Source organism: Prosthecochloris marina, assembly GCF_003182595.1.
Classification (GTDB): Bacteria; Bacteroidota; Chlorobiia; order Chlorobiales; family Chlorobiaceae; genus Prosthecochloris; species Prosthecochloris marina.
Window position 1 is genome coordinate 165,001 of record NZ_PDNZ01000007.1, and the last position, 20,987, is coordinate 185,987.

19 protein-coding genes (1 of these 19 running past the window's edge) are annotated in these 20,987 nt (G+C 46.4%); 8 read left to right on the top strand and 11 right to left on the bottom strand.

Annotated elements, in window-relative coordinates; genetic code table 11:
- From acnB to hisD, 3 genes are all read right to left on the bottom strand, one after another.
- On the bottom strand, positions 1–577 hold the 5' end (the start) of the coding sequence (gene acnB, locus CR164_RS10655; RefSeq protein WP_110023973.1) for a bifunctional aconitate hydratase 2/2-methylisocitrate dehydratase. Its footprint begins 1,991 nt before the window's first position; 577 of the gene's 2,568 nt are visible here — the first part of the coding sequence; the start codon lies at positions 575–577; the stop codon falls past the left edge of the window.
- Between the two features lie 308 nt (positions 578–885).
- A complete protein-coding gene (gene queA, locus CR164_RS10660; RefSeq protein ID WP_110024007.1) occupies positions 886–1,911 on the bottom strand; it encodes a tRNA preQ1(34) S-adenosylmethionine ribosyltransferase-isomerase QueA in 1,026 nt (341 codons plus the stop codon).
- Between the two features lie 27 nt (positions 1,912–1,938).
- The gene (gene hisD, locus CR164_RS10665; protein ID WP_110023974.1) at positions 1,939–3,231 is read right to left on the bottom strand and encodes a histidinol dehydrogenase; all 1,293 of its coding nucleotides are present in this window, start codon (positions 3,229–3,231) and stop codon (positions 1,939–1,941) included.
- Between the two features lie 260 nt (positions 3,232–3,491).
- On the opposite strand from hisD, the gene mreB reads away from it, so the two are divergent.
- The gene (gene mreB, locus CR164_RS10675) at positions 3,492–4,520 is read left to right on the top strand and encodes a rod shape-determining protein (protein WP_110023976.1); all 1,029 of its coding nucleotides are present in this window, start codon (positions 3,492–3,494) and stop codon (positions 4,518–4,520) included.
- Between the two features lie 110 nt (positions 4,521–4,630).
- Here the strand turns inward: mreB and bshA are convergent, their stop codons facing one another.
- Positions 4,631–5,794, bottom strand: coding sequence for an N-acetyl-alpha-D-glucosaminyl L-malate synthase BshA (gene bshA, locus CR164_RS10680; RefSeq protein ID WP_110023977.1), 1,164 nt, complete (start codon positions 5,792–5,794; stop codon positions 4,631–4,633).
- 764 nt (positions 5,795–6,558) lie between these two features.
- On the opposite strand from bshA, the gene CR164_RS10690 reads away from it, so the two are divergent.
- From CR164_RS10690 to CR164_RS10700, 3 genes are read left to right on the top strand one after another with little or no spacing between them, the layout of a single operon-like run.
- Positions 6,559–7,773, top strand: coding sequence for a methionine adenosyltransferase (locus CR164_RS10690; protein WP_110023979.1), 1,215 nt, complete (start codon positions 6,559–6,561; stop codon positions 7,771–7,773).
- Between the two features lie 43 nt (positions 7,774–7,816).
- Complete coding sequence (locus tag CR164_RS10695) at positions 7,817–8,308, top strand: DinB family protein (RefSeq protein ID WP_110023980.1); 492 nt, start codon at positions 7,817–7,819, stop codon at positions 8,306–8,308.
- Positions 8,298–9,503: a multidrug effflux MFS transporter gene (locus CR164_RS10700; protein WP_110023981.1), complete on the top strand. Its 1,206-nt coding sequence runs from the start codon at positions 8,298–8,300 to the stop codon at positions 9,501–9,503. The genes CR164_RS10695 and CR164_RS10700 overlap by 11 nt, the downstream gene beginning before the upstream one ends.
- Positions 9,504–9,610: 107 nt before the next feature.
- On the opposite strand, the gene CR164_RS10705 is transcribed toward CR164_RS10700, so the two are convergent.
- On the bottom strand, positions 9,611–9,988 hold the full coding sequence (locus CR164_RS10705; RefSeq protein WP_110023982.1) for a VOC family protein: 378 nt from the start codon (positions 9,986–9,988) through the stop codon (positions 9,611–9,613).
- A 298-nt stretch (positions 9,989–10,286) separates the two neighbouring features.
- Entirely contained in the window at positions 10,287–10,895 is a 609-nt protein-coding gene (locus tag CR164_RS10710; RefSeq protein WP_110023983.1) for an acyloxyacyl hydrolase, read from the bottom strand.
- A 271-nt stretch (positions 10,896–11,166) separates the two neighbouring features.
- On the opposite strand from CR164_RS10710, the gene CR164_RS10715 reads away from it, so the two are divergent.
- Positions 11,167–11,592, top strand: a complete 426-nt coding sequence (locus tag CR164_RS10715; protein WP_110023984.1) for a secondary thiamine-phosphate synthase enzyme YjbQ — start codon at positions 11,167–11,169, stop codon at positions 11,590–11,592.
- A 283-nt stretch (positions 11,593–11,875) separates the two neighbouring features.
- Positions 11,876–13,855 carry a 1-deoxy-D-xylulose-5-phosphate synthase gene (gene dxs, locus CR164_RS10720; RefSeq protein ID WP_110023985.1) on the top strand — a complete coding sequence of 660 codons (1,980 nt, stop codon included), beginning with the start codon at positions 11,876–11,878 and terminating at the stop codon, positions 13,853–13,855.
- Here the strand turns inward: dxs and CR164_RS10725 are convergent.
- The 3 genes from CR164_RS10725 to CR164_RS10735 form a co-directional block, all read right to left on the bottom strand.
- Positions 13,786–14,262: a phosphatidylglycerophosphatase A family protein gene (locus CR164_RS10725; RefSeq protein WP_110023986.1), complete on the bottom strand. Its 477-nt coding sequence runs from the start codon at positions 14,260–14,262 to the stop codon at positions 13,786–13,788. The two genes, dxs and CR164_RS10725, sit on opposite strands and share 70 nt — an antisense overlap.
- A gap of 21 nt (positions 14,263–14,283) precedes the next feature.
- On the bottom strand, positions 14,284–14,877 hold the full coding sequence (pgsA, locus tag CR164_RS10730) for a CDP-diacylglycerol--glycerol-3-phosphate 3-phosphatidyltransferase (RefSeq protein ID WP_110024008.1): 594 nt from the start codon (positions 14,875–14,877) through the stop codon (positions 14,284–14,286).
- A 342-nt stretch (positions 14,878–15,219) separates the two neighbouring features.
- Positions 15,220–17,577, bottom strand: coding sequence for an endonuclease MutS2 (locus CR164_RS10735; protein ID WP_110024009.1), 2,358 nt, complete (start codon positions 17,575–17,577; stop codon positions 15,220–15,222).
- Positions 17,578–17,773: 196 nt separating this feature from the next.
- On the opposite strand from CR164_RS10735, the gene CR164_RS10740 reads away from it, so the two are divergent.
- Complete coding sequence (locus CR164_RS10740) at positions 17,774–18,139, top strand: DsrE family protein (protein WP_110023987.1); 366 nt, start codon at positions 17,774–17,776, stop codon at positions 18,137–18,139.
- A 221-nt stretch (positions 18,140–18,360) separates the two neighbouring features.
- Here CR164_RS10740 and CR164_RS10745 read toward each other — a convergent pair whose 3' ends face one another.
- Positions 18,361–19,134, bottom strand: a complete 774-nt coding sequence (locus CR164_RS10745; RefSeq protein WP_110023988.1) for a YkgJ family cysteine cluster protein — start codon at positions 19,132–19,134, stop codon at positions 18,361–18,363.
- Positions 19,135–19,392: 258 nt separating this feature from the next.
- Here CR164_RS10745 and CR164_RS10750 point away from each other — a divergent pair, with 258 nt between their 5' ends.
- Positions 19,393–19,680, top strand: coding sequence for a hypothetical protein (locus CR164_RS10750; protein WP_161953522.1), 288 nt, complete (start codon positions 19,393–19,395; stop codon positions 19,678–19,680).
- 76 nt (positions 19,681–19,756) lie between these two features.
- Here CR164_RS10750 and qmoC read toward each other — a convergent pair whose 3' ends face one another.
- Positions 19,757–20,935: a quinone-interacting membrane-bound oxidoreductase complex subunit QmoC gene (gene qmoC, locus CR164_RS10755; protein WP_110023989.1), complete on the bottom strand. Its 1,179-nt coding sequence runs from the start codon at positions 20,933–20,935 to the stop codon at positions 19,757–19,759.
- Between the last annotated feature and the right edge of the window lie 52 nt (positions 20,936–20,987).

A 20,987-nucleotide genomic window follows, 5' to 3' on the forward strand; every position in this document is an offset into this window, starting at 1 on the left:
TAAATGCTTCACTTGCAGGAGAAAGATCATCTGTGTTTGTTTCACCGGGAACTTTGAAAACCGTCAGCGTCATTTTTTCCGGAATGGAAGGCTTCGCTTCAAACCACTCGGCATTGGCCCATGACTCCATGACCTCTTTCGCATAGCGGTTCGACTTGGCAAGTTCAGCAACCACATCGAATGACTCATAGACCAAAAGAGTCTTTTTCAGCATTTCAGCAGCCGCGGATGCAACGTCGCCATCATCATGCGACAAGGCATCGACAAGAGGCTTGACGTTGTATCCACCAAGCATGGTGCCGAGAATGTTCACCGCGTCAACCGCAGAAATCACCGCACATGCCGTGTCCCCCTTGACAACCCGGTCCAGAAATGCCGCTTTTTCGAATGCCGCGTCATCAACCCCGGGACTGATATGTTCACGGAAAAGTGTCAGCAGATAGTCCTGATCTTCTACTGGATCCTGCTGCAACAGCTCGATCAGTTCACGTGCCTGATCCGCAGTCAAAGGAAGTGGCGGAATACCACTCTGCGCCCTCTCATCCGTGTGTGCCCGATATTCTTGTATAAGACCCATTACGTCATTCTCCTTGTGATTTTTTTATGCTTTTGAAAATCGTGTTCTAACAAAAAGGAAGGATAGCGTCCCGCTTTGAGGCGGGCAAAGCTGTAAAGTTAGTATACTTCTTTAAAAAAAGCAATTACGATGTAAGAAGAATGATTCAACGACTGGCTGCGGTTAAAAAAGAAATCAGATCGTTTTACCGGGTCGGAGCTTGAAAATAACCGCTGCGAAAAGTCCGAGGGCAAGGCGAGGAGCACAGAAACCACTTTCTACCCGCTCAACGCAGCAATCGGTCATTGCAGCAGGCCATTTGAGATGCCCTACACTATCAGCATGCTGTCTCCATAGCTGAGAAACCTGTAATCCCTGTCAAGAGCCTCTTCGTATGCATGCTTCAGGTTTTCCCACCCGGCAAAAGCCGCGGTAAGCATCAGAACTGTGGATCGGGGCGCATGGTAATTGGTAACAAGACCGTCGATAACCCTGAAAGAGTAACCCGGATAAATAAAGATATCGGCTTCGCCGGCAATTTCCCGGGGTGATTGTTGCTGCTCGATCACCGATGCTGCATGTTCGAGTGAGCGGGTCACCGTGGTTCCAACTGCCACTACCTTTTTTTTCTTCCCCTTTGTTTCCCGGATTTTTCTGACAGTATCGGCGGGTATGCAATAGTATTCCCGGTGCATGACATGCGAATCCAGATCATCTCCTCTGATAGGAAGAAACGTACCGAGTCCGACATGAAGGGTGACGTAAGCAAAAACAACACCTTTTTCCTCAAGAGAATCGAGCAGCTCACGGGTCATGTTCAGCGAAGCGGTCGGTGCGGCAACCGAACCCGGTATTTCTGCAAAAACCGTCTGATAACGCTCACGGTCAACCTCCTCGGCAGCCCTTTTCAGATAAGGCGGAATAGGCACATCGCCATAATCGGCAAAAAAATCCGGCACACTTCTCCCATCCTGGCAGACCACTCTTGCAACCCCCTCTCCTTCTACAGCCGAAACCAGCAGCTTATTCCCATGAGCAAGCAGCACGTCTCCCGGCTTCAACCGTCCCCGGTACATTACCAGATCCTGATGGTCGCCATGCTTTTCGAGCAAAACAAGCTCAACTTTCGCTCCGGTTGTTTTTTGGGCGAACAATCTGGCCTGCACCACTCTGCTATTGTTGAGTACAAGAAGATCACCCGGCTCGATAAAGCGACCGAGTTCAGCATACGCAGCATGTATTATAGCCCCTGTATCACGACTCAGTACCTCGAGCCTGGTTGTTCCACGATCTGCAGGAGGATATATCGCTATACTGCTTTCCGGCAGTTCATAATCGTAATCACTGACTTTCATCATACAGCATACGCCTTGAGCGAACCTCTATCGGCCAAGCTTTCTCAGCCTGGCTCTGACCGCCTCGGCATGGGCCTGAAGATTTTCATGATCGGCAAATTGAGCAATCTTTTCACCCGACAAACCAAGCTGCTCTTTAGAATAGGAGATAAGAGAGGTATGCTTGATAAAATCGCGAACCGAAAGCGGAGAGAAGAAGCGGGCGGTTCCGTTAGTCGGAAGAGTATGATTCGGCCCGGCAAAATAATCGCCTACAGATTCGCATGAATAACTTCCCATAAAGATCGCTCCGGCATGCTTCAAGTCAGGAAGGATTTCCCAGCTGTCACGGACATGCAACTCGAGATGTTCCGGCGCGATCATGTTTGAAACCTCACATGCTTCACGAATATCCTTGGTTAAAACAATCGCACCGTTTGCCGCCAAAGCCTGCTGTATAATGTCACTCCGCTGCATTGCAGAGACCTTTTCGGTTGCCAGGGTTTTAACAGCTTCCGCCAGCTCTGACGAATCGGTAATCAAAACAGATGAAGCGTCAGGATCATGTTCGGACTGTGCAAAAAGATCGAGCACGATAAACTCAGGATCAGCCGAATCATCGGCAATTACAGCAACCTCGGAAGGCCCGGCAATGCTGTCTATGGAAACATGGCCGAAAACCTCCTTTTTTGCCAAAGCGACATATTTGTTGCCCGGTCCGGTAATCTTGTCGACTTTCGGTACACGTTCAGTGCCGAATGCAAAAGCCGCAACCGCCTGCGCGCCACCGAACTTGTAAATCGTATCGATTCCGGCAACATGAGCTGCCGCAAGAATATGAGAACTTACCCTCCCCTCGCTGTCGCATGGTGTTGTCAAGAAAATTTCTTGAACGCCAGCAACTTGAGCAGGAACAACATTCATGAGAAGAGAAGAAGGATAGGCTGCTTTTCCACCCGGTACATAGAGCATCACCCGCTCAAGCGGCGTCACCCTCTGGCCGAGAATAACGCGGTTCTCCCCTTCGTAAAAGAAACTTCTCTCAGACTCATGCTTATGAAAAGCAGTTATGTTGTTATATGCCTCCTCGAGAATGGCAACGAAGTCCCTGTCGGCACTTCTATATGCCTCCTCGATCAGATCCGCCGAAACGGTAATCTCTCCCGGCTTGAAGCCCTGGAATTTCTCGGTGTACTCAAAAAGCGCTTTATCACCACGTTTTTCTATGTTTGTCAGAATTTCCTGAACCACTTCCCGGACTTCAGGCTCAAAAGTAACAGTACGACTGAGGTGACGCTGCAGCTCCGACTTTTCTTCGGCATAGGTAAACAACCTTAACACGGCACAGTTCTTTTAGATAATTCACAAATACAAGGCTTTCCACCTAATGTAAACAAACAGGTGATTTAAAGAAATATGCCCTTTCATCCTGAAAGCTGCATCCTGCAGGGAAAAAACTCATTTTTCTTCAACGATTTTCATTTGAAAAAATTGTTCCATTACCTACCTTACCTTTTCAGTGAAAGCGACGGAGAACGCCTTCCCGACAGCCTTTTTTCAAGGCACTGCGACACCATAGACACATTACATTCAGGACAGACATGAGCTTTTTTGGTTATCTATTCAGAGACATTGCCGTAGATCTTGGGACAGCAAACACACTTGTATTTATTCGTGATAAAGGTGTAGTACTCAACGAACCATCAATTGTCGCCCGGGAACGCAGTACCGGCAAAGTCGTTGCTATAGGACAGGATGCACTCCTGATGCACGAAAAAACCCATCCTGGAATCGTCACCATCAAACCGCTTGCAAACGGAGTCATAGCCGATTACGAAGCCACCGAAGAACTCATAAAAGGTTTGATCAAAAAAACCAAAAGCCAGTTCTCGTTTGGTATTCGCAGAATGGTTATCGGAATCCCATCGGGTATTACCGAAGTGGAAAAAAGAGCTGTGCGTGATTCTGCGGAACATATAGGAGCCAAGGAAGTCTATCTTGTTGCCGAACCGATGGCAGCGGCGATCGGTATTGGCCTTGATGTCAAGGAACCTATGGGCAACATGGTTGTAGATATCGGTGGTGGCACAACCGAAATTGCGGTAATTTCACTTGGAGGTATTGCTTCGGGCGAATCGCTTCGTGTAGCAGGGACCGATATCACCAGCTCAATTATGCGTCATTTCAGAAAGGCTTACAACCTCGCTATTGGAGAAAGAACAGCCGAGGAGGTTAAAATACGCATTGCATCGGCAAACAAGCTCGATAAAGAGCTGACCATGACCGTGAGGGGACGAAATCTCGTTACCGCTCTTCCGGAAGAACGCGAAGTCAACTCTCCGACCATACGGGAAGCAATTGCAACACCAATCAGCCAGATCATCAACTCGATCAAGAAATGCCTTGAAGTAACCAAGCCGGAGTTGTCAGCCGATGTTCTCGACAGAGGTTTGTTTCTGGCCGGAGGCGGTGCGCTCATCAAGGATCTCGACAAGAAAATCCACGATGAAACGAAACTTGCCGTTCACATCAGCGAGGATCCCTTGACGGCTGTCGCGCGAGGAACCGGGAAAGTGCTGGAAGACCTGGAAAACTACCGGACTGTTCTACTCCCGACAAAGAGATATTGATCGGAGAGATTATTAGCAAGTAGCCGACGGCAAACAACCAGTCCACGGCAAACCGCAACTGCATAAAAAAAACGTTGCTCATCGAAATCCCCCCTTTTGACCTTTGCCCTCTAACTTTTGCCTTTTTTCCCTCCCCTCTCTTCTTCCACTAACCGAGTGTAAAACACTTCATACTGCTCGACAAGCCTGAAAACATGGTATTTGTGAGCCTGTTCCACACAGTTTTTCGAAAAAGTCTCCCACTTCTTCTCATCGGAAAGCAGCTCAAGGGCTTTTTCCGACATTCGACCGACATTGCCGAGTTCGACGAGGAATCCATGTTTACCGTTTCCGATAAACTCTGGAAAACCACCCATGTTCGTCACTATGACCGGCACCCCACAAGCCATGGCTTCAAGAGCGGCAAGGCCGAACGATTCCCCTCCGCTAGGCATGAGCATCAAGTCGGAAACTGAAAGCAATGGAACGATATCATCGATCTTGCCGAGGAACCGAACATGTTCTGCAATACCGTTTTCCCTTACCCAGACTTCAGCCTCACTTCTTTCCGGACCGTCACCCACAAGCAGCAAGGTAGCAGATACACGCTGTACAATCGTATAAAAGGTCTTCAGAACATCGCGAATCCGTTTGACCGGTCTGAAATTGGAAATATGAATACAGACCTTTTCACTGTCAAGCTCGAGTTGCTCACGAATTTCCCTGGTATGCGGCAAGCGGTAAAACAGTTCCGTATCGACAAAATTCGGAATCACTTCAACCTCACCTCTCGGATCAAACAGCCTTACGGTCTCCTTTTTCAGAAATTCCGAAACAGCAGTAACCCCATCGGATTTATTGATAGCAAGCCTGACAGCACCATGCATACTGCTGTCCGCACCAACCACGGTAATGTCGGTACCATGCAGAGTCGTTGCCAGCCTGAAACATCTCGCATCCGAACATGACTCTTCGAGCATCTGACGTGCAAGCATAGCACTGAGCGCATGGGGAATAGCATAGTGCGCATGCACGACATCGAGTTTCTCGTAGGTCGCCACTTCTGCAATCTTTGTTGCAAGGGCAAGTGAATAAAAGGGGCACTCGAAAACCGGGTAATGTACGGCTTCGACCTCATGATAAAAGATGTTTTTCGAGAAGGTTCCAAGCCGAAACGGAGCCGAGCGATTGATAAAGTGCACGATATGACCCCGATCAGCAAGAGCCTTACCCAACTCGGTCGCCACCGCGCCACTACCGCCATATGTATGGTGACAGGAAATACCTATTTTCATAACCACTTAGCATTAGGGATTAGGAAACGTTTCAATATCCGTTCATCACTAAACTGTTTTTGACTCCGTTTTCCGAGTGACTTTTCTTCGAACCACCTACCGATCGGTCGCATCAAACCGCCAACGGCCAGTTCCAGTTGACGACCCGAAACAATGTAAGCAAATGATAAGTCAAATTTAGTGTATCTTGTTGTGAGCATGCCTGTTATTTTTTCTTCATCTTTTCAGAAAAAACACCTCTTTTCCTAGATAACAGATCCTTCTCTGGCGGCACTCTGGACAAGAAACAAGAGCATGACAACAAGTCCAACCGCAAAGTAAGCGAGAAAAAAAAGACGATGGCTCCAGAATTTTCCTGCAGATGCAGAACCGCAAGAGTAGGACAAACAGATACAATAATGATCAACGGCCAGCCAAGAATGTTTTCAATCTTCCTCCAGGATTTATATCGTTTATGCGAAAACACTGACCTGGGAAAACAACCGCATAGTTCCGCATTTTCATGATGATGGGAGCAGCCTGGGCAAAAAAGGAATGAATTGACGACATACGTCACAAGAAAACCGAAAAAAGGGACCGGAGCCAAAATCTCGTACCGCACTAAGGTTTACTACTTGGGTAGTAATCAATTATAATACCTTTCAATAAGGAAACATTTTATACCTGAAAACCCGTTACAATAAAAGCAATACCCCCAACGCAACGACACATTCCGAACCATGGATATGGAAAAATATGTATAAATCCATTCTGTACCGCCTCCCATGAAAAAGCAGCGAAATATTTCAGTTGAGCTTGCCTCGACACTTCCTGTTGAACAGCAGCAGACAGAGCTCGTCGAGCGCAAGGGCATCGCCCACCCTGATACCATGTGTGATTCCATCATGGAAGCCGTTTGTATAGCCCTTTGCAAGGAATATAACGACCGTTTCGGACGGATCCTGCACCACAACATCGATAAAGGGATGCTTGTTGCCGGCCGAACCATGCCCCAACCGGGTGGAGGAAAGGTTATCGAGCCAATGAAAATCATTTTCGGTGATCGCGCAACCTACACCCATGACGGAACAGTCATTCAGGTGGGCGAAATTGCCGAAGCCGCAGCAAAAAAATGGCTTCGAAAAAATCTGCGGTTTGTGGATCCTGAAGTCAACATCATCTACCAGAATGAAATCAAACCAGGCTCTCCTGAGCTTACAGATACCTTCTCGCGACCGGTTATCGGAGCAAACGACACGTCAGTCGGTGTCGGACATGCTCCGCGAACCGAAACGGAACGGTTGGTATTTGAGACAGAACAATACCTCAACTCGAACATTTTCAAGTATGCCTATCCTGAAACAGGCAAGGACATCAAGGTCATGGCTTTCAGGAAAAACCGTGACCTGACGCTAACCGTGGCAATTGCCTTTGTCGATCGTTACATCCGCGACAAGAAAGTTTATTTCGAAAAGAAACAGATTATCCAGGATAACCTCACCCAGTTTATCAGGTGCAAACAGGAAAATATCGACAACGTCACTGTTCAGATTAACACTCTTGACGACCCGGAACGAGGAGAAGAAGGAATGTACCTTACAGTACTCGGCACTTCCGCGGAAAGTGGCGACGGCGGCCAGGTAGGTAGAGGTAACCGCGTGAATGGCCTGATAACCTTCAATCGGCCCCAAAGCCTCGAGGCTGCTGCGGGCAAAAATCCGGTCAATCATGTCGGCAAAATATACAGTGTCCTCAGCAACGAAATCGCAAGGCGGATTCACAAGGAAGTTGATGGTGTCAAAGAGGTCACTGTTTACCTTTGCAGCCAGATAGGTCAACCTCTCGATGAACCTCTACAGGCATCGGCGAAACTCATTCTCGATGAAAATCTTCATCTTGACGATATTCGAGAAACCGTTACCTCCATCATCCAGGTCGAGCTTGCCTATGTCGGCGTATTCATTGAGCAGCTCGCATTGGGCAAATACAGCATCTGCTGACAAATAACCATACCATCTCTTATAACTTTTATCTTGGCACATAATGCCGAACCTTTTCACCGCTGCCATCAGCCAACACCTTGAGATCATCGCGAAACGTCTGGTCACCTGCCTTCATGCCGTCGGAGCTACAGAACTCTGGAACGATTTCGCCCCTAACCTCTCAAGTCCTGGGAACCTCGTTCTTCATGTGACCGGCAATCTCAATCAGTATGTTCTCAAAACCCTTGGCAACAAAAAAATCTATCGTGAACGCGACAAAGAGTTCTGCGATAAACCAGGTACAAACCTGGAAACACTCACTGAAATGCTTGAAACAACCATCAGTGAATGCATTTCTGTTGTGAACTCACTTGATATCGAACGACTTTCCCAAACCTATCGCGTGCAGGGTCTTCAATATAGTGGCTATGGCATTCTCATTCATGCAACAGAACACCTCAGTCATCATACCGGGCAGTTTATCTGGTTCTGTAAATACCTTTTCAATGCGGACATTGACCTCTTTAAAGGACGGGATCTGAATGTCCAGTAAAACAGCAAGGGATCGACTGAGATTCGCAGAGTCCGTTGCATTGTTAGCGATGATGATGTCCCTCGCCGCCTTGTCTATCGATGCCGTACTTCCAGCCCTTCCGATAATAGGTAACGAACTTGGCATTCAGCATGACAATACCAACCAGTTGATTATTTCCTTACTCTTTCTCGGTATGTCAGGCGGTCAGATCTTCTATGGTCCTCTATCGGATGCTGTGGGAAGAAAACTCGCAATTTATACCGGTTTTGTCATCTTCATTTCAGGAACACTCTTGTCCCTTTTTGCCCCCTGTTTCACCATGATGCTCGCAGGGCGGTTTCTCCAGGGTTTGGGTGCCGCAAGTCCCCGTGTTGTTTCAATAGCAATTGTGAGAGATCAGTACGAAGGACAAAAAATGGCGCAGGTCATGTCTTTCATCATGACAATTTTTATCATCATACCGATCCTTGCTCCAGCGCTCGGTCAGCTGATCCTTTCAATTTCGAGCTGGAGATCGATTTTCGCATTATTTCTGTTCCTCGCTCTTTTCTCGTTTACCTGGTTCTTGTTCCGGCATCCTGAAACTCTTGACAAAAGAAAACGTGAACCTTTTTCCATAAGCAGGATCATATCCAGCATCCGTGAAGTTTTGAGCATTCGCCAGTCATTCGCCTACACCATCATATCTGGCCTGGTTTTCGGTTCCTTTCTCGGTTATCTGAACTCTTCACAGCAAATCCTGCAAATACAATACGGTCTTGGCGAGAAGTTCCCGCTGTATTTCGGTATTCTAGCCATTGCCTTCGGAGCCGCAACGTTGATGAACTCGAAACTTGTTACGTTTTTCAGCATGAAAAAACTTGTCCAGCTTGCAATGCAAGCACTCGTTGCACTCTCTGCAATTTTTCTTATTATCTCCCTGATACAAAACGGGCATCCTCCACTCTCGTCATTCATACTGTACCTGATCCCCCTTTTTTTTACCATCGGCATCCTGTTCGGCAACCTCAATGCATTGGCGATGGAACCTCTCGGCCATATAGCGGGTATAGGAGCATCGACAATCGGTTCACTTTCGACATTCGCAGCCCTTGCAATCGGTACGGTTATCGGCCAAAGCTATAATGGAACCATCCTACCGCTCATTGCAGGTTTTCTCCTGCTCGGTAGCGCATCTCTTGTAATCATTCAGTTGGCGAACAGAAAACGTTGAGTGCACGATCCTTCAGTATACCGATCAGGCCACACTGCCTTACGAGAGAGGCTTGGTTCACAAGTCCCGATTCACGTAAAAACGCGGGAAAATGAACAGAAGTGCTTTTATGTTCGTGAGTGCAATCCGATAGCATTGCCTTCCGTATCAAGTACCATCGCAACAAATCCATATTCGCCGATGCTTGATTTCTCCTGTAAAACGTGGCCACCTTTTTCAACAGTTTTTCGACAGGTATCATCGATGTCAGGTGATGTAAAGTATATCAATGTTCCTTTGTCCGAAGGGACATATCCCGCCCCCTTTACAAGGCTTCCAGGGGCACCTGCTTCATCCTCTTTCATGGGAAACCAAGACATTTTCAGCTCACCCATTTCCTGCTCGTCAAGCACAACGCCAAACACATATTCATAAAAATCCATAGCCCGTTTCATATCCAAAACAGGAATTTCAAACCAGCCAACCTGATTATAGTTTACCGCCATGATCCCCCCTGCATTTATTTTTCTCGAAATTGAACGTCTGTACAACCGATCCTATTGTGATACGACAACGCCCCCTTTTTCATGCAACTCTATTCCCCTCTGTCCATAAATTTGTTTCTTATGCAGGAATGTTACTGACAGAAATGATCTAACGCCACGAATGTGACTAGTGAACAAAGCACTGAAAATTGAACACCGAAAAAAATAGGGAAACAATAAAGAGAGGCGAGAAAAGCGGAGACATTTCTGCATGATCACAAAGCAGTCAACGCTATCGGAAAGGTTTCAATCAAGTCAATCAATAACTGAAAGAAATACCGGTAATGAACGCATTGGTATTGATACCATCATTGGGGTCACTGAAACCTGCGTTGGACAGATGCCTGAAACGATATCCTGCGTTAAAAGCAAGATCGTGAGTTAGCTCAAACTGAAAACCTGCTCCGAACTGGCTCATAAAGTTGAACCCGTCGTCACCCTGCTCAACGGTATCGATACTGAAATATGCAGGCCCTGAACTGATTTCCCCGTAAAACGAAATCTCGTCTGTCAGAGGAGTGATATACCGAAAACCCACATTCAAGCCTGTTTCAACCCCATCATCAGGCGCAATGATCGTGTTTACAAACGGTTCAATGCCAAACTGCAAGACACCAGGGCCACTTATTCCAACAAATTCACTGATATCGAAGCCGACTCTCACGGAAAAAGGAATAACTTCAAGATCATCATCTCTTTTCAACTCTCCCCTTGCATACCCTGAGCTGAAAGAAAGCTCACTGAAACGAAAAGGCTCGGTCCGGTCGGTAAACGCATGGACTCTTGTGCTGCTATCCGCCGAAGCAACCTGAGGCAAAAGAAAAAAGCAAGAAAATACAAGTTTGATGACAACTTTTCTAACGTGCATATGCTTGTCAGCGCTTAAATGATCAGAGGTTAGGACCTACTTTCCTTCTTTCATTATACAAAAACAAAATGAAAATCGCATATTCTGCGCAAAAGGATTCAAACCATGTAACACCCTTTTAACAAGCATCTCGAGAATCCTCTTTAAAACAGCCATTAAACCACTTTCACCTCGGGCTTTATTGCCATCCGCCTGCGATCTTTGTACATTTCGTTTGGTTTTCCTAATTCTCAACCCGGTCCGCTCTACATTTCAGAATCCCATTACTTCTATGGAATATCTCACAAAAAACATCGTTCGTGAAACTGTCGAAGCAATCCAGATTATCGATATCACCGACGAAGTCCGTGAATTCGTTGCGTCATGCGGCCTGAAAAAGGGACAGCTCACTCTTGTAAGCCAGCACACAACAGCATTCATCAATATTAACGAGCAGGAAACCCGGCTGCTTGAAGACATGGTAATTTTTCTCAAGCGCCTCGTCCCAAAAGATGGTGAATATCTGCACAATATCGCCCCTATCGACGGGCGTGACAACGCACACTCACATCTTATGGGCCTTTTCATGAACAGTTCCGAAACGATTCCTTTCGAGTCAGGGAAACTTCTTCTCGGCAAGTGGCAATCAATCTTTCTTGTGGAACTCGACGGCCCACGTCCCAGGCGCAGCGTTCTCATGCATATTTCAGGCATATAGTTCCCTGCGGAACGACGTCCAAAAGTTGTCAAGAAGTTGGAATCAGACAATTACCCTGTCTTATGAGAGGACAAGCCACTTGCAAAAAAGCAGATTCAGTGGGATTGAAAATCCCGAAAAGTGCTTATAAAATTTCGTCACGTGGAACCGGGAGCCTCATAATCCCGTTAAATGAAAATAAGTAAACACAACCAATCCTTGCCTATGTTAGACCAAAAGCTTGTAGTTGTCGCTTTAGTAACTGCATGTGCCGCAACCAGCATAGGTCACAAGAACACCACTCATGGAAAATCTACCACCGGCTACGGTAAATGGGAAATATTCTTTCCTTTCGAAAATCCATTCTCCTGAAGATCTTAAAAAGTTCAAACCCGAAGAGCTTCAGAAAATAGCTGATGAATGCAGGACCTATCTTATCGATGTCATAGCTGAAAACGGAGGGCATTTCGGTTCAAGCCTTGGAGTTGTTGAAATGACCGTGGCTCTCCATTACGTTTACAAAACTCCTTATGACAAAATAATCTGGGATGTCGGCCATCAGGCTTACATTCATAAAATATTGACCGGTAGAAAAGATCTGATGCATACCAACAGAAAATTCAATGGTATTGCAGGTTTTCCTAAAATTTCCGAGAGCCCCCACGATGCTTTCGGGACAGGACACGCTTCCACCTCGATCTCTGCTGCTGCTGGACTTGCAGCAGCCAGGGATCTTTCAGGAAGTAGCGAAAAAATAATTGCTGTGATCGGTGACGGCAGCATGACGGGCGGGATGGCTTTCGAGGCCATGAACCATCTTGGAGATACCAAAAGCGATGTTCTGGTGGTCCTCAATGATAATCAGATGGCAATCGCCCCAAGCACCGGCGGACTCAAGAATTATCTGGTCAACATCTCTTTTAATAAAACCTACAACAAAGTCAGAAAATTCATCTGGGACTCAATCTCCTTGCTGAACAACGATCTTGGAGAAACTGCAAAACATGCTGTTCATAAAATCGAAGACGGTATAAAAGCCGCCCTGACCCCTGGAGCTTTTTTTGAAGCTCTTGGATTTCGCTATTTCGGACCTATCGACGGGCATGATACCGATAAACTGGTCAAAGCGTTTAAAGAAATGCAGGAGCTTCCTCATCCCAAACTCCTTCATGTAATCACAACAAAAGGCAAAGGCTTCAAACCTGCTGAAGACAACCAGAGCAAATGGCACGCAAGCAGTGGAGGCTTTGACACCATTACAGGAAAATCCCTGAAAAAAGTCACAAAAACCTCACCGCTGAAATATCAGGATATCTTCGGCAGGACCTTGACGGAACTTGCCTCCAAAGATCACAGAATTGTAGGCATCACCGCTGCCATGCCCGGCGGAACATCGCTTGACACATTCCAGGTAGCCCATCCCAAACGTTTTTACGATGTCGGGATTGCAGAACAGCACGCCGTCACTTTCGCAGCAGGAATGGCTGCCAAAGGCTTTAAACCTTTCTGTGCCATATACTCGACATTTCTGCAACGGGCATACGATCAGCTTATCCACGACGTAGCGCTGCAAAAGCTTCCTGTTGTTTTCGCCATCGATCGAGCCGGTCTGGTAGGCGAAGACGGTCCAACCCACCATGGCTCTTTCGACCTTTCCTATCTTCATCCGGTTCCGAACATGATTGTCATGGCACCGAAAGACGAACAGGAACTCCGGGACATGATATATACCGCATCACAGTATAACGATGGACCTGTCGCCATCCGTTACCCGAGAGGCACCTGCAACGGTCTGAAGTTGAACCCCTACTTCTCTTCACTTGAAATTGGAAAAAGTGAGATCGTGCGAGAAGGTTCTTCCATTGCCATTCTTGCTATCGGTACCATGGTAGAAAAATCGCTTGAGGCCTCACACCTGCTTGAACAGGAAAATATCGATGCTCTTGTAGTAAATATGCGTTTTCTCAAACCTCTTGATGTCGCGATGGTTCACGCTATCGCTGAAAGTCACGAAAAAATAGTTGTCGTCGAGGAAAACAGTGTTATCGGAGGTCTTGGAAGTGCTGTAAACGACTATCTCAGGAAAGAAGGATTGTCAAATGAAACATTGACTCTTGGTTTACCCGACAAATTCGTTACTCATGGCAACATGAAAGATCTTTATCGAATGCTTGGGTTGGACCCCGAAAATATCTGCAGGCATATTAAAAGCTTTTACAAAGGCGCTGTTGCCGGAAAAAACGAGAGTAGCCAAAGCACTATCCGAACGGACAGATTTGCATAAACACCTGCCAGCAGATCGTCAACCATAACTCCCCACCCTCCCGGCAATTTCTGAGCAAAATTGACCGGCTCGGGTTTCAGGATATCAAAAAAACGAAATGCTGCAAAACCCATCACGACAGGAAGCCATCCGACAGGCAGTAGCAAAAGAGCAATCCATTGCCCTGCAACTTCATCAATAGTTACCTGAGAAGGGTCGCGCCCGTAAATTTCCTCCATAACTCCGGCGGACCAAAGACCGACAACAAAAACAACACCAACAGCCGAAACAGCTATTTCCAACTGCTGAAAGGCAGGAACTGCAGCGAAAAAAACAGCGGCAACGACACTGGTAACCGTCCCGGGTGCAAAAGGAAAAAAACCCAGCCCCGCACAGCTCCCCACAAATTTAGCAAAGAACGTTTTCATGGTTCAACTCTCTCAGCCACGTTAACGTGAAGGAGATGGACTCAACAGCCCTTTCCAGTTCTGCACAAGATATGAAATACCGGTGTAAACCGTATAAAGGGTAATCAAAAGCATGATAAAGTCCAGATAATCGGAATACAGAACATCTTGCACCACCGCAGAAACGTATTCACCGGTAAAGGCCTCTTCCTTGAGCAGGATAAAAAGCATAATCACATATGCAAAAACGTTCTGTGTCAGCGTCTTGTACTTGGCCTCCCGGCTTGTCACCACAGGTTTGTTTTTCCACTCCGCATAGACACGTAAAACCGTCACAACAACATCACGCAACAGAACCAGCATCACCATCCACAGCGCCAGGTACCCTTCCCAGACATAGATCAGAAACGCTGCTGTAATGAGAAACTTATCTGCCAAAGGATCGAGAAACGCACCCAATCTGCTGGTAAGGCCATATTTTCTTGCATGATAACCATCATAAATATCGGTCAGCGAGGCAAAAACAAAAACAACGACTCCCAGAAGCTTCATATACGGAGAATCAAGCAGAAGCAGAAACATAAAAACAGGGACAAGCAATATTCGCAGTGCTGTCAACTGATTGGGTAACGTCATGTGCTGCATAACGCAAACATCGATGGGTATTGTAAGAATCCTTTATTTGCGCTCAAGATAATGTATCCGCCTCACTTTCTCAACTCAAGCCATGAGGCTGTCTCAAAAGAACTGCTTCACGACTATCGGTCACCATGCATATGTTTCCGGTAGAGAGTCATACCGCACTTCATGCCGCATCCATACTGACTTTCTTTGGAAGATGGATCCCCGGGTAATACCTGTAAAATAGTTGTTTATGATTTCATGGATCAGGCCCGAGGATGACTACATAAAGATAAATTGCCGGACTAATGAGACAACCTCAGTTGACAGTCTGAAGGATACAAACACTCAGCACCATTACAACTCTATAATCGTCACTCCAACGCCACCTTCCGACCAGTCACCCAGCCTGAAACTTTTCACTGCCGGATGCTGCTTCAGGCATTGTGTCACCCTCTGACGGAGTGCACCGGTTCCCTTACCATGTACAATGGTCGCTTGCTGAACCCTGTTCAACCGTAGTTTATCGACGAAACGCTCTACTTCGCCAACAGCCTCATCTCCCTGAAGGCCCCGCAGGTCGAGTTTTGTGGACTCAAGCGGAGAAGCCGATACCGGTGGCAGTGCACGTTCGAGCTTTTTCGCTTTTGTCTTCGAAATTTTTTCAAGGTTTTTCAGTGCCGTTGACAAGCGGAACGTTCCACACTGCACAATGGCTTCTTCTCCTTGCAGGGACACAACCTCCCCTGTAGTGTTTGTTGTAAGAACACGAACGGTATCCCCTTTCCGAATGGAAAGATCGGGCCGAAGAGAGTGCTCAAACTCTGCTGCAAGTTTTTTTTCCTCCGACAATGCAGCTTTCTTTCGATTTTCAAGCTTGTTTCGTGCAGCGGAAACAACAGCTTCGACCGGCTGTTTCCTTACATCGCGCAGGATGTCACGAATCGCTTTTTTAGCTTGCTCAATTTCATGAACCATCTCTCTCCGGGTCTTGATCTTCATCTCCCGCTCCCTGCTTTCCAGCTCTTCGACTTTTTTGCCAAGGCGTGCTTTTTCAGATGCGAGATCCTCCTTTTCTCTCTCGAGCGAATCTTTCAGTTGTACATTATGCTCAAGAGAAATCCTCAGATCATCGAGCATAGTGTCAAGCCCGGTTCTGCCTTTATCAAGATAACTTTCTGCTCTGTCGACCACCTCCTGGCTGAACCCCATGCGCTGCATCATGGCAAAAGCAAAGCTGTTGCCGGGCAAACCTTTCACGAAACGAAACGAGGGACTCAGTGACGAACGATCAAATTCCATTGCACCGTTCACCACCCCATCTCTTCCATGGGCATAGGCTTTCAATTCTCCAAGATGTGTCGTAACAATAACTTTTGCATCCTTTGCAAGCAGTTCCTCGATAACCGAGCGCGCAATCGCGCTCCCCTCTTCAACATCCGTCCCCGAACACAGCTCATCGATCAAAACCAGACTTTTTTCCGTTGCCGCATCGAGAATCAACCGAATTTGTTCAAGATGGGAACTGAACGTTGAAAGATCGTTCTCGATAGACTGTTCATCACCGATCTCGATAAACATTTTTTCAAAGAGCGGAAACACAGAACTTTCACTGCAGGGAACCAGAAAACCATGGGCGAGCATACAACACAAAAGACCAGCTGTTTTCATCGCCACAGACTTGCCTCCGGCATTCGGACCTGAAATAACAAGAACCTGTTCATTACCGCTCAACTCCATATCAAGAGGAAACACCTTCTCTTTTTTCCGGCGATGAGAAACAACAAGCCATGGATGAAAACCGTCGAGTATCCGCAACGTTTTTCCTTTCCCTACTTCAGGCAATACCGAACCGGTATCGAGAGCAACCTGAGCCCGGCCATAGAGTGAATCAAACACCGCCATCAACGTCTGATTGTGCTGAACATTCTTGCGCTCTTCTCTGATACGCCCGGTCGTCTCTCTTAAAATTCGCTCGACCTCCCTACGCTCGTTTATTTCAAGATCCTGAATTCTGTTGCTCAGCTCAAGCGTTTCAGCGGGCTCTATAAACACTGTCTGCCCGGTATGGGAATAATCCTGAATAAATCCTGGAAGTTTGTATTTGTATTCAACCTTGAGACCCAGAACCAACCTGCCGTTTTTCATAGCCACAGTATCTTCCATGAGCCAACCTCTCTCCTGGCACCGCTTGAGAAGACGTGTCATTTTCTTGCGCAGTGTTTCTCTACTCTCGTTGAGTTCACGCCTCAGGGTAAAAAGACCGTCACTGGCCGTATCCCTGACCTGTGCCTGCTCATCGACAACCCGCATGATTTCATACTGAAGCGACTTTTCCAACCAAAGCTGTATTGTCAAATCGTTGAGCGAGGGATAGACCGTACGGTTTTGAAACATACATTTTCTGAGCTGCACCGAGGCACGGAGAAGATCGTGAATATCGAGTAACTCCCTTGGTTCAAAATAGGTATCGGCTGTATCGAGTTCCCTGAGCAGTGCCCGAGTATCCGGTAAGGCGGAAAACGGCAAAGGATTGCCTTCTTCAAGAAACAGTCGTAACTCAAGTACACGCTTGAGTTCCTCCTCAAGCTTCGTATGGTCATAAAAAGGGAGTGTACCGGCAAGCTCATCCCTTCCCATATCGGAGATACAAAAGGATGATGCATAAGCAATAATCCTGTCAAATTCCAGTTTCCTTTTTGTTATGCTATCCATCATCATCGCTGTATCCGATTAACTCCTTTTTACTTCAACGAAAGATAAAATTAAAATGCTTTTGACCCATCTCTTCACCTGCCGCCATTACTCACTATCTGCATGCTATTTACCGGGTTTTTGCTGGAAAAAGCACCTGGTAACCGTATATTATTTGTTCCTGCCTCATGCTGCCATTAATCTAAATAATAGAAACATGGAAAAAGAGAAACTCGTCATTATTAGTACCGTAGGTAATGATAATCCCGAAAAAGCAACCTTGCCTTTCGTACTTGCAACAGCCTGTCAGTCTCTGGATACTGATGTAGTGATGTTTCTGCAATCATCTGCGGTTGTTTTGGCAAAAAAAGGCGAAGCGGAATATATCAAGGCAGATGGCCTTGTGCCTCTCAAGGAACTGCTTGATACATTTATGGAAATGGAAGGTGCTCTTTATTTATGTTCTCCGTGCATCAAGGAAAGAGGAATTTCGATGGACGAGGTGATCGACGGCGCCAACGTTGCCGCAGCGGGAACACTGGCCAGCGAAGTAATGAGTGCAAAATCAGTAGTCACCTATTAAAAAACATTTCATTAGCAGTCTTAGCATTCAACCACAACTTCCGGCCCTCGAATATCCTATTTGCCTTTGAGGTTTCAGGAACTTGTATCGTCTACCTCCATTAACAGCCATAAGCCCCCAGTTCGATCGAGATACTAGGCGGATAGCAGAAAGTTTCGGTCCTATCCGCCTGGTAAAAGGCGTCAGAGGATAGAGCAAAAACAAAGCAACAAAGCTCTTTTTTATGCTCCCCGCAGCTTCATGGTCGGCATCCTGAACAACGCATATTGCAACCATTTATGGGCAAAAATCATCAATTCCTCTTCATCGCTTCTGAGCTGTTCCTGCAGCTCCTCGTCAACCTCGAACACGTCAAAGAACCGGCTTTCGAAAACAAATGATTTGAACGAATCGACTTCATAACTACCCATAAAAAACATTTTCAGGCTTTTTTCATCGGGCTCCAGATCAGGACTATACATTTTTTTATTTAAAATCAGATCCATCCAGACCTTGTTTTTATCGTCATAGAGATCGATTTCCTGCTTTTTTCGCCACTCCGCTACCGTCTGTTCTTGCTTTTCTTCAAATCCTTTGCAATGCTCTTCTTTTATCAGAAAGTAAAAATCACTCCCTTGCGCTGCGTCATTCTTGTAGACACCGAACCCGATAGGATAATACCTGCATGCAAGAGGCCGGTCATCATAGAGTGAACACCCCTCTTCTCCGACAAAACTGCACGAACCTGTTTGTGCAAGTTTCAGTTTCAGGAACGGCAGTTTCGATTCACCGTGAATAACCGGTTCGGTGTGCTTTGAAATGAATTCAGCAGATGTCATACCGAGTCGATTTTTCATCCGCAGAATATCGTAAGGGGTCAAAAAAATGTCAAGACCCCCACAGCACGTGTTATAACAGGAAAGCTCTTTATGACAGCCGAAACAGAATATGCTGTCATCGGCCAGTTTTGTCTTTTCATCGAGATTCAATCCGAGTTTGTTCAATATATTATCCATGGTTACCTCTTTTATCCTTGTGATACTCCTACTAATACGCTTTGTTCGGCTTCATGACAATGCAATGTCCGAAGGGCTTTTGTGTGTCATGGCGATTTTAAAAAGATAGTCGAAAGTTCCTGGTTTCGCAGTGTTCCTGTACGGGGAACAGAAAAAACCGGCATGGTGTTTATCATGAAAATATTGCATAAGCAGCAAAGATGGCTTATCATACTTTTTGTGGAAGGCATACCTAAATTTTGATTGATGAAAAATCCTATGAAGATCAAAGAAGCACCTCAATGCCCTCATTGCGGTACGAAGATGAAAAAATGTGAACCCCCTCCTTATAACTATGGGGATGGGCTTGGTTGGTGTACACCCTATTTTTATATGTGCTTCAATGATGAGTGCAACCTTTATGTCAACGGCTGGAACAACCTGAAGGAAAACTACAACAAAGTCGCATCATACCGATGCATGTGTTATCCTGACAACGGAGTTTTCGAAGCGATGTGTGTCTTTTCACCCGATGGCTTGAAAGGACAGATTATAGAAGAACACTAAAAAAACGGGGATCGCCGACAAGGCGATCCCGGCACTGTACATATCATCCTTTCTTCTCGAAGAACACCCGTAGTCTTCACACTTCGATATCCCGCTTCAACATTTTCGTATACGTAATCGCAACCGTCCTGTAAACAAAATGTGCAAGTTTTGAATACGGCACGTAGATGATGATGTAAAAGACAAACACCAGGTGCAGGAAGTAGGTCAGATATGCGATAACCGGCGGAAAATTCATCACCCTGAACATCTGTGCAAGCATCCCTGAAGCTCCCACAAGCAATACCATTCCGACAAACACCCAATCAAACGATGACGTGACCGTATCAACTCCACGTTCCTTCAGCCTGTTGGCAATGATCAGACCGCCCCCGGCAAGAAGCGCAAGCGAACTGACATTGGCCAGGAGCTTGAACGTTACCTTCAAGATCCAGACCATGGTTTCAGACCCACCAAACAGTGCAAGAATATCAGGATCGTCCACCGGGTAAGGCGACTCCCACTTCAATCCATAAAGAAACAAGATAGCACAGAGCGTTGTAACAAAGAGACCGATAAACCCGTAAAACACGAGCATGTGAGCAATGGAACGATCCTGGTTTTCGTCGCACTTCTTGAATTTCGAGTGGGTCATGATCTCCTTGAGCGTTTCGATAAAACTCGGCAAAAAACCTGCTTTCGGCTTCATTTGAGAACCTTCGCTTAGATTTTTCCAGAACCTTGAAATACTGACGCCGAACATAACGACCGCCAGAACCGAAAGAGGTCCGAAGATCTGATCGATATAGTGAATGGGAAAAAGCTTGGAGAAAACCACTTCGCCTTCAGGAATGCCAAGATGACCTGTCACACCGAGAACAAGCAGAAAAAACACGACCGGAATAGCAAGCGCTTGCCAGATGTTCTTCGGATCCCCGACTATTTTCCCCATGAATTTGGGAAACGCGTTCTCCTGAATAACGCTTTTTCTCAAGATAGCGAGCACATCGCCTGGTCTGGCCCCCCTCGGGCAGTATTTCGAACAATCGTTACAGTTATGACAAAGCCATATATCGGCACTTTTGACCAGTTCATCCTTCAGGCCCCATTGCGCCATAAGCATCTCTTTTCTGGGAAACGGCCTGTCATCAGGGGATAACTGACACACAACGGAACAAGTAGCGCATTGATAGCACTTCTTCATTGTATCGGCACCGGCCTCTTTCAGCTCCCTGACAAACTTTACATCCGGTGTAAATACAGTTTTTTCAGCCATATATTACCTCCACATTTAACAGCTCTAAAACCAGGACAACGCGCCAAAACCT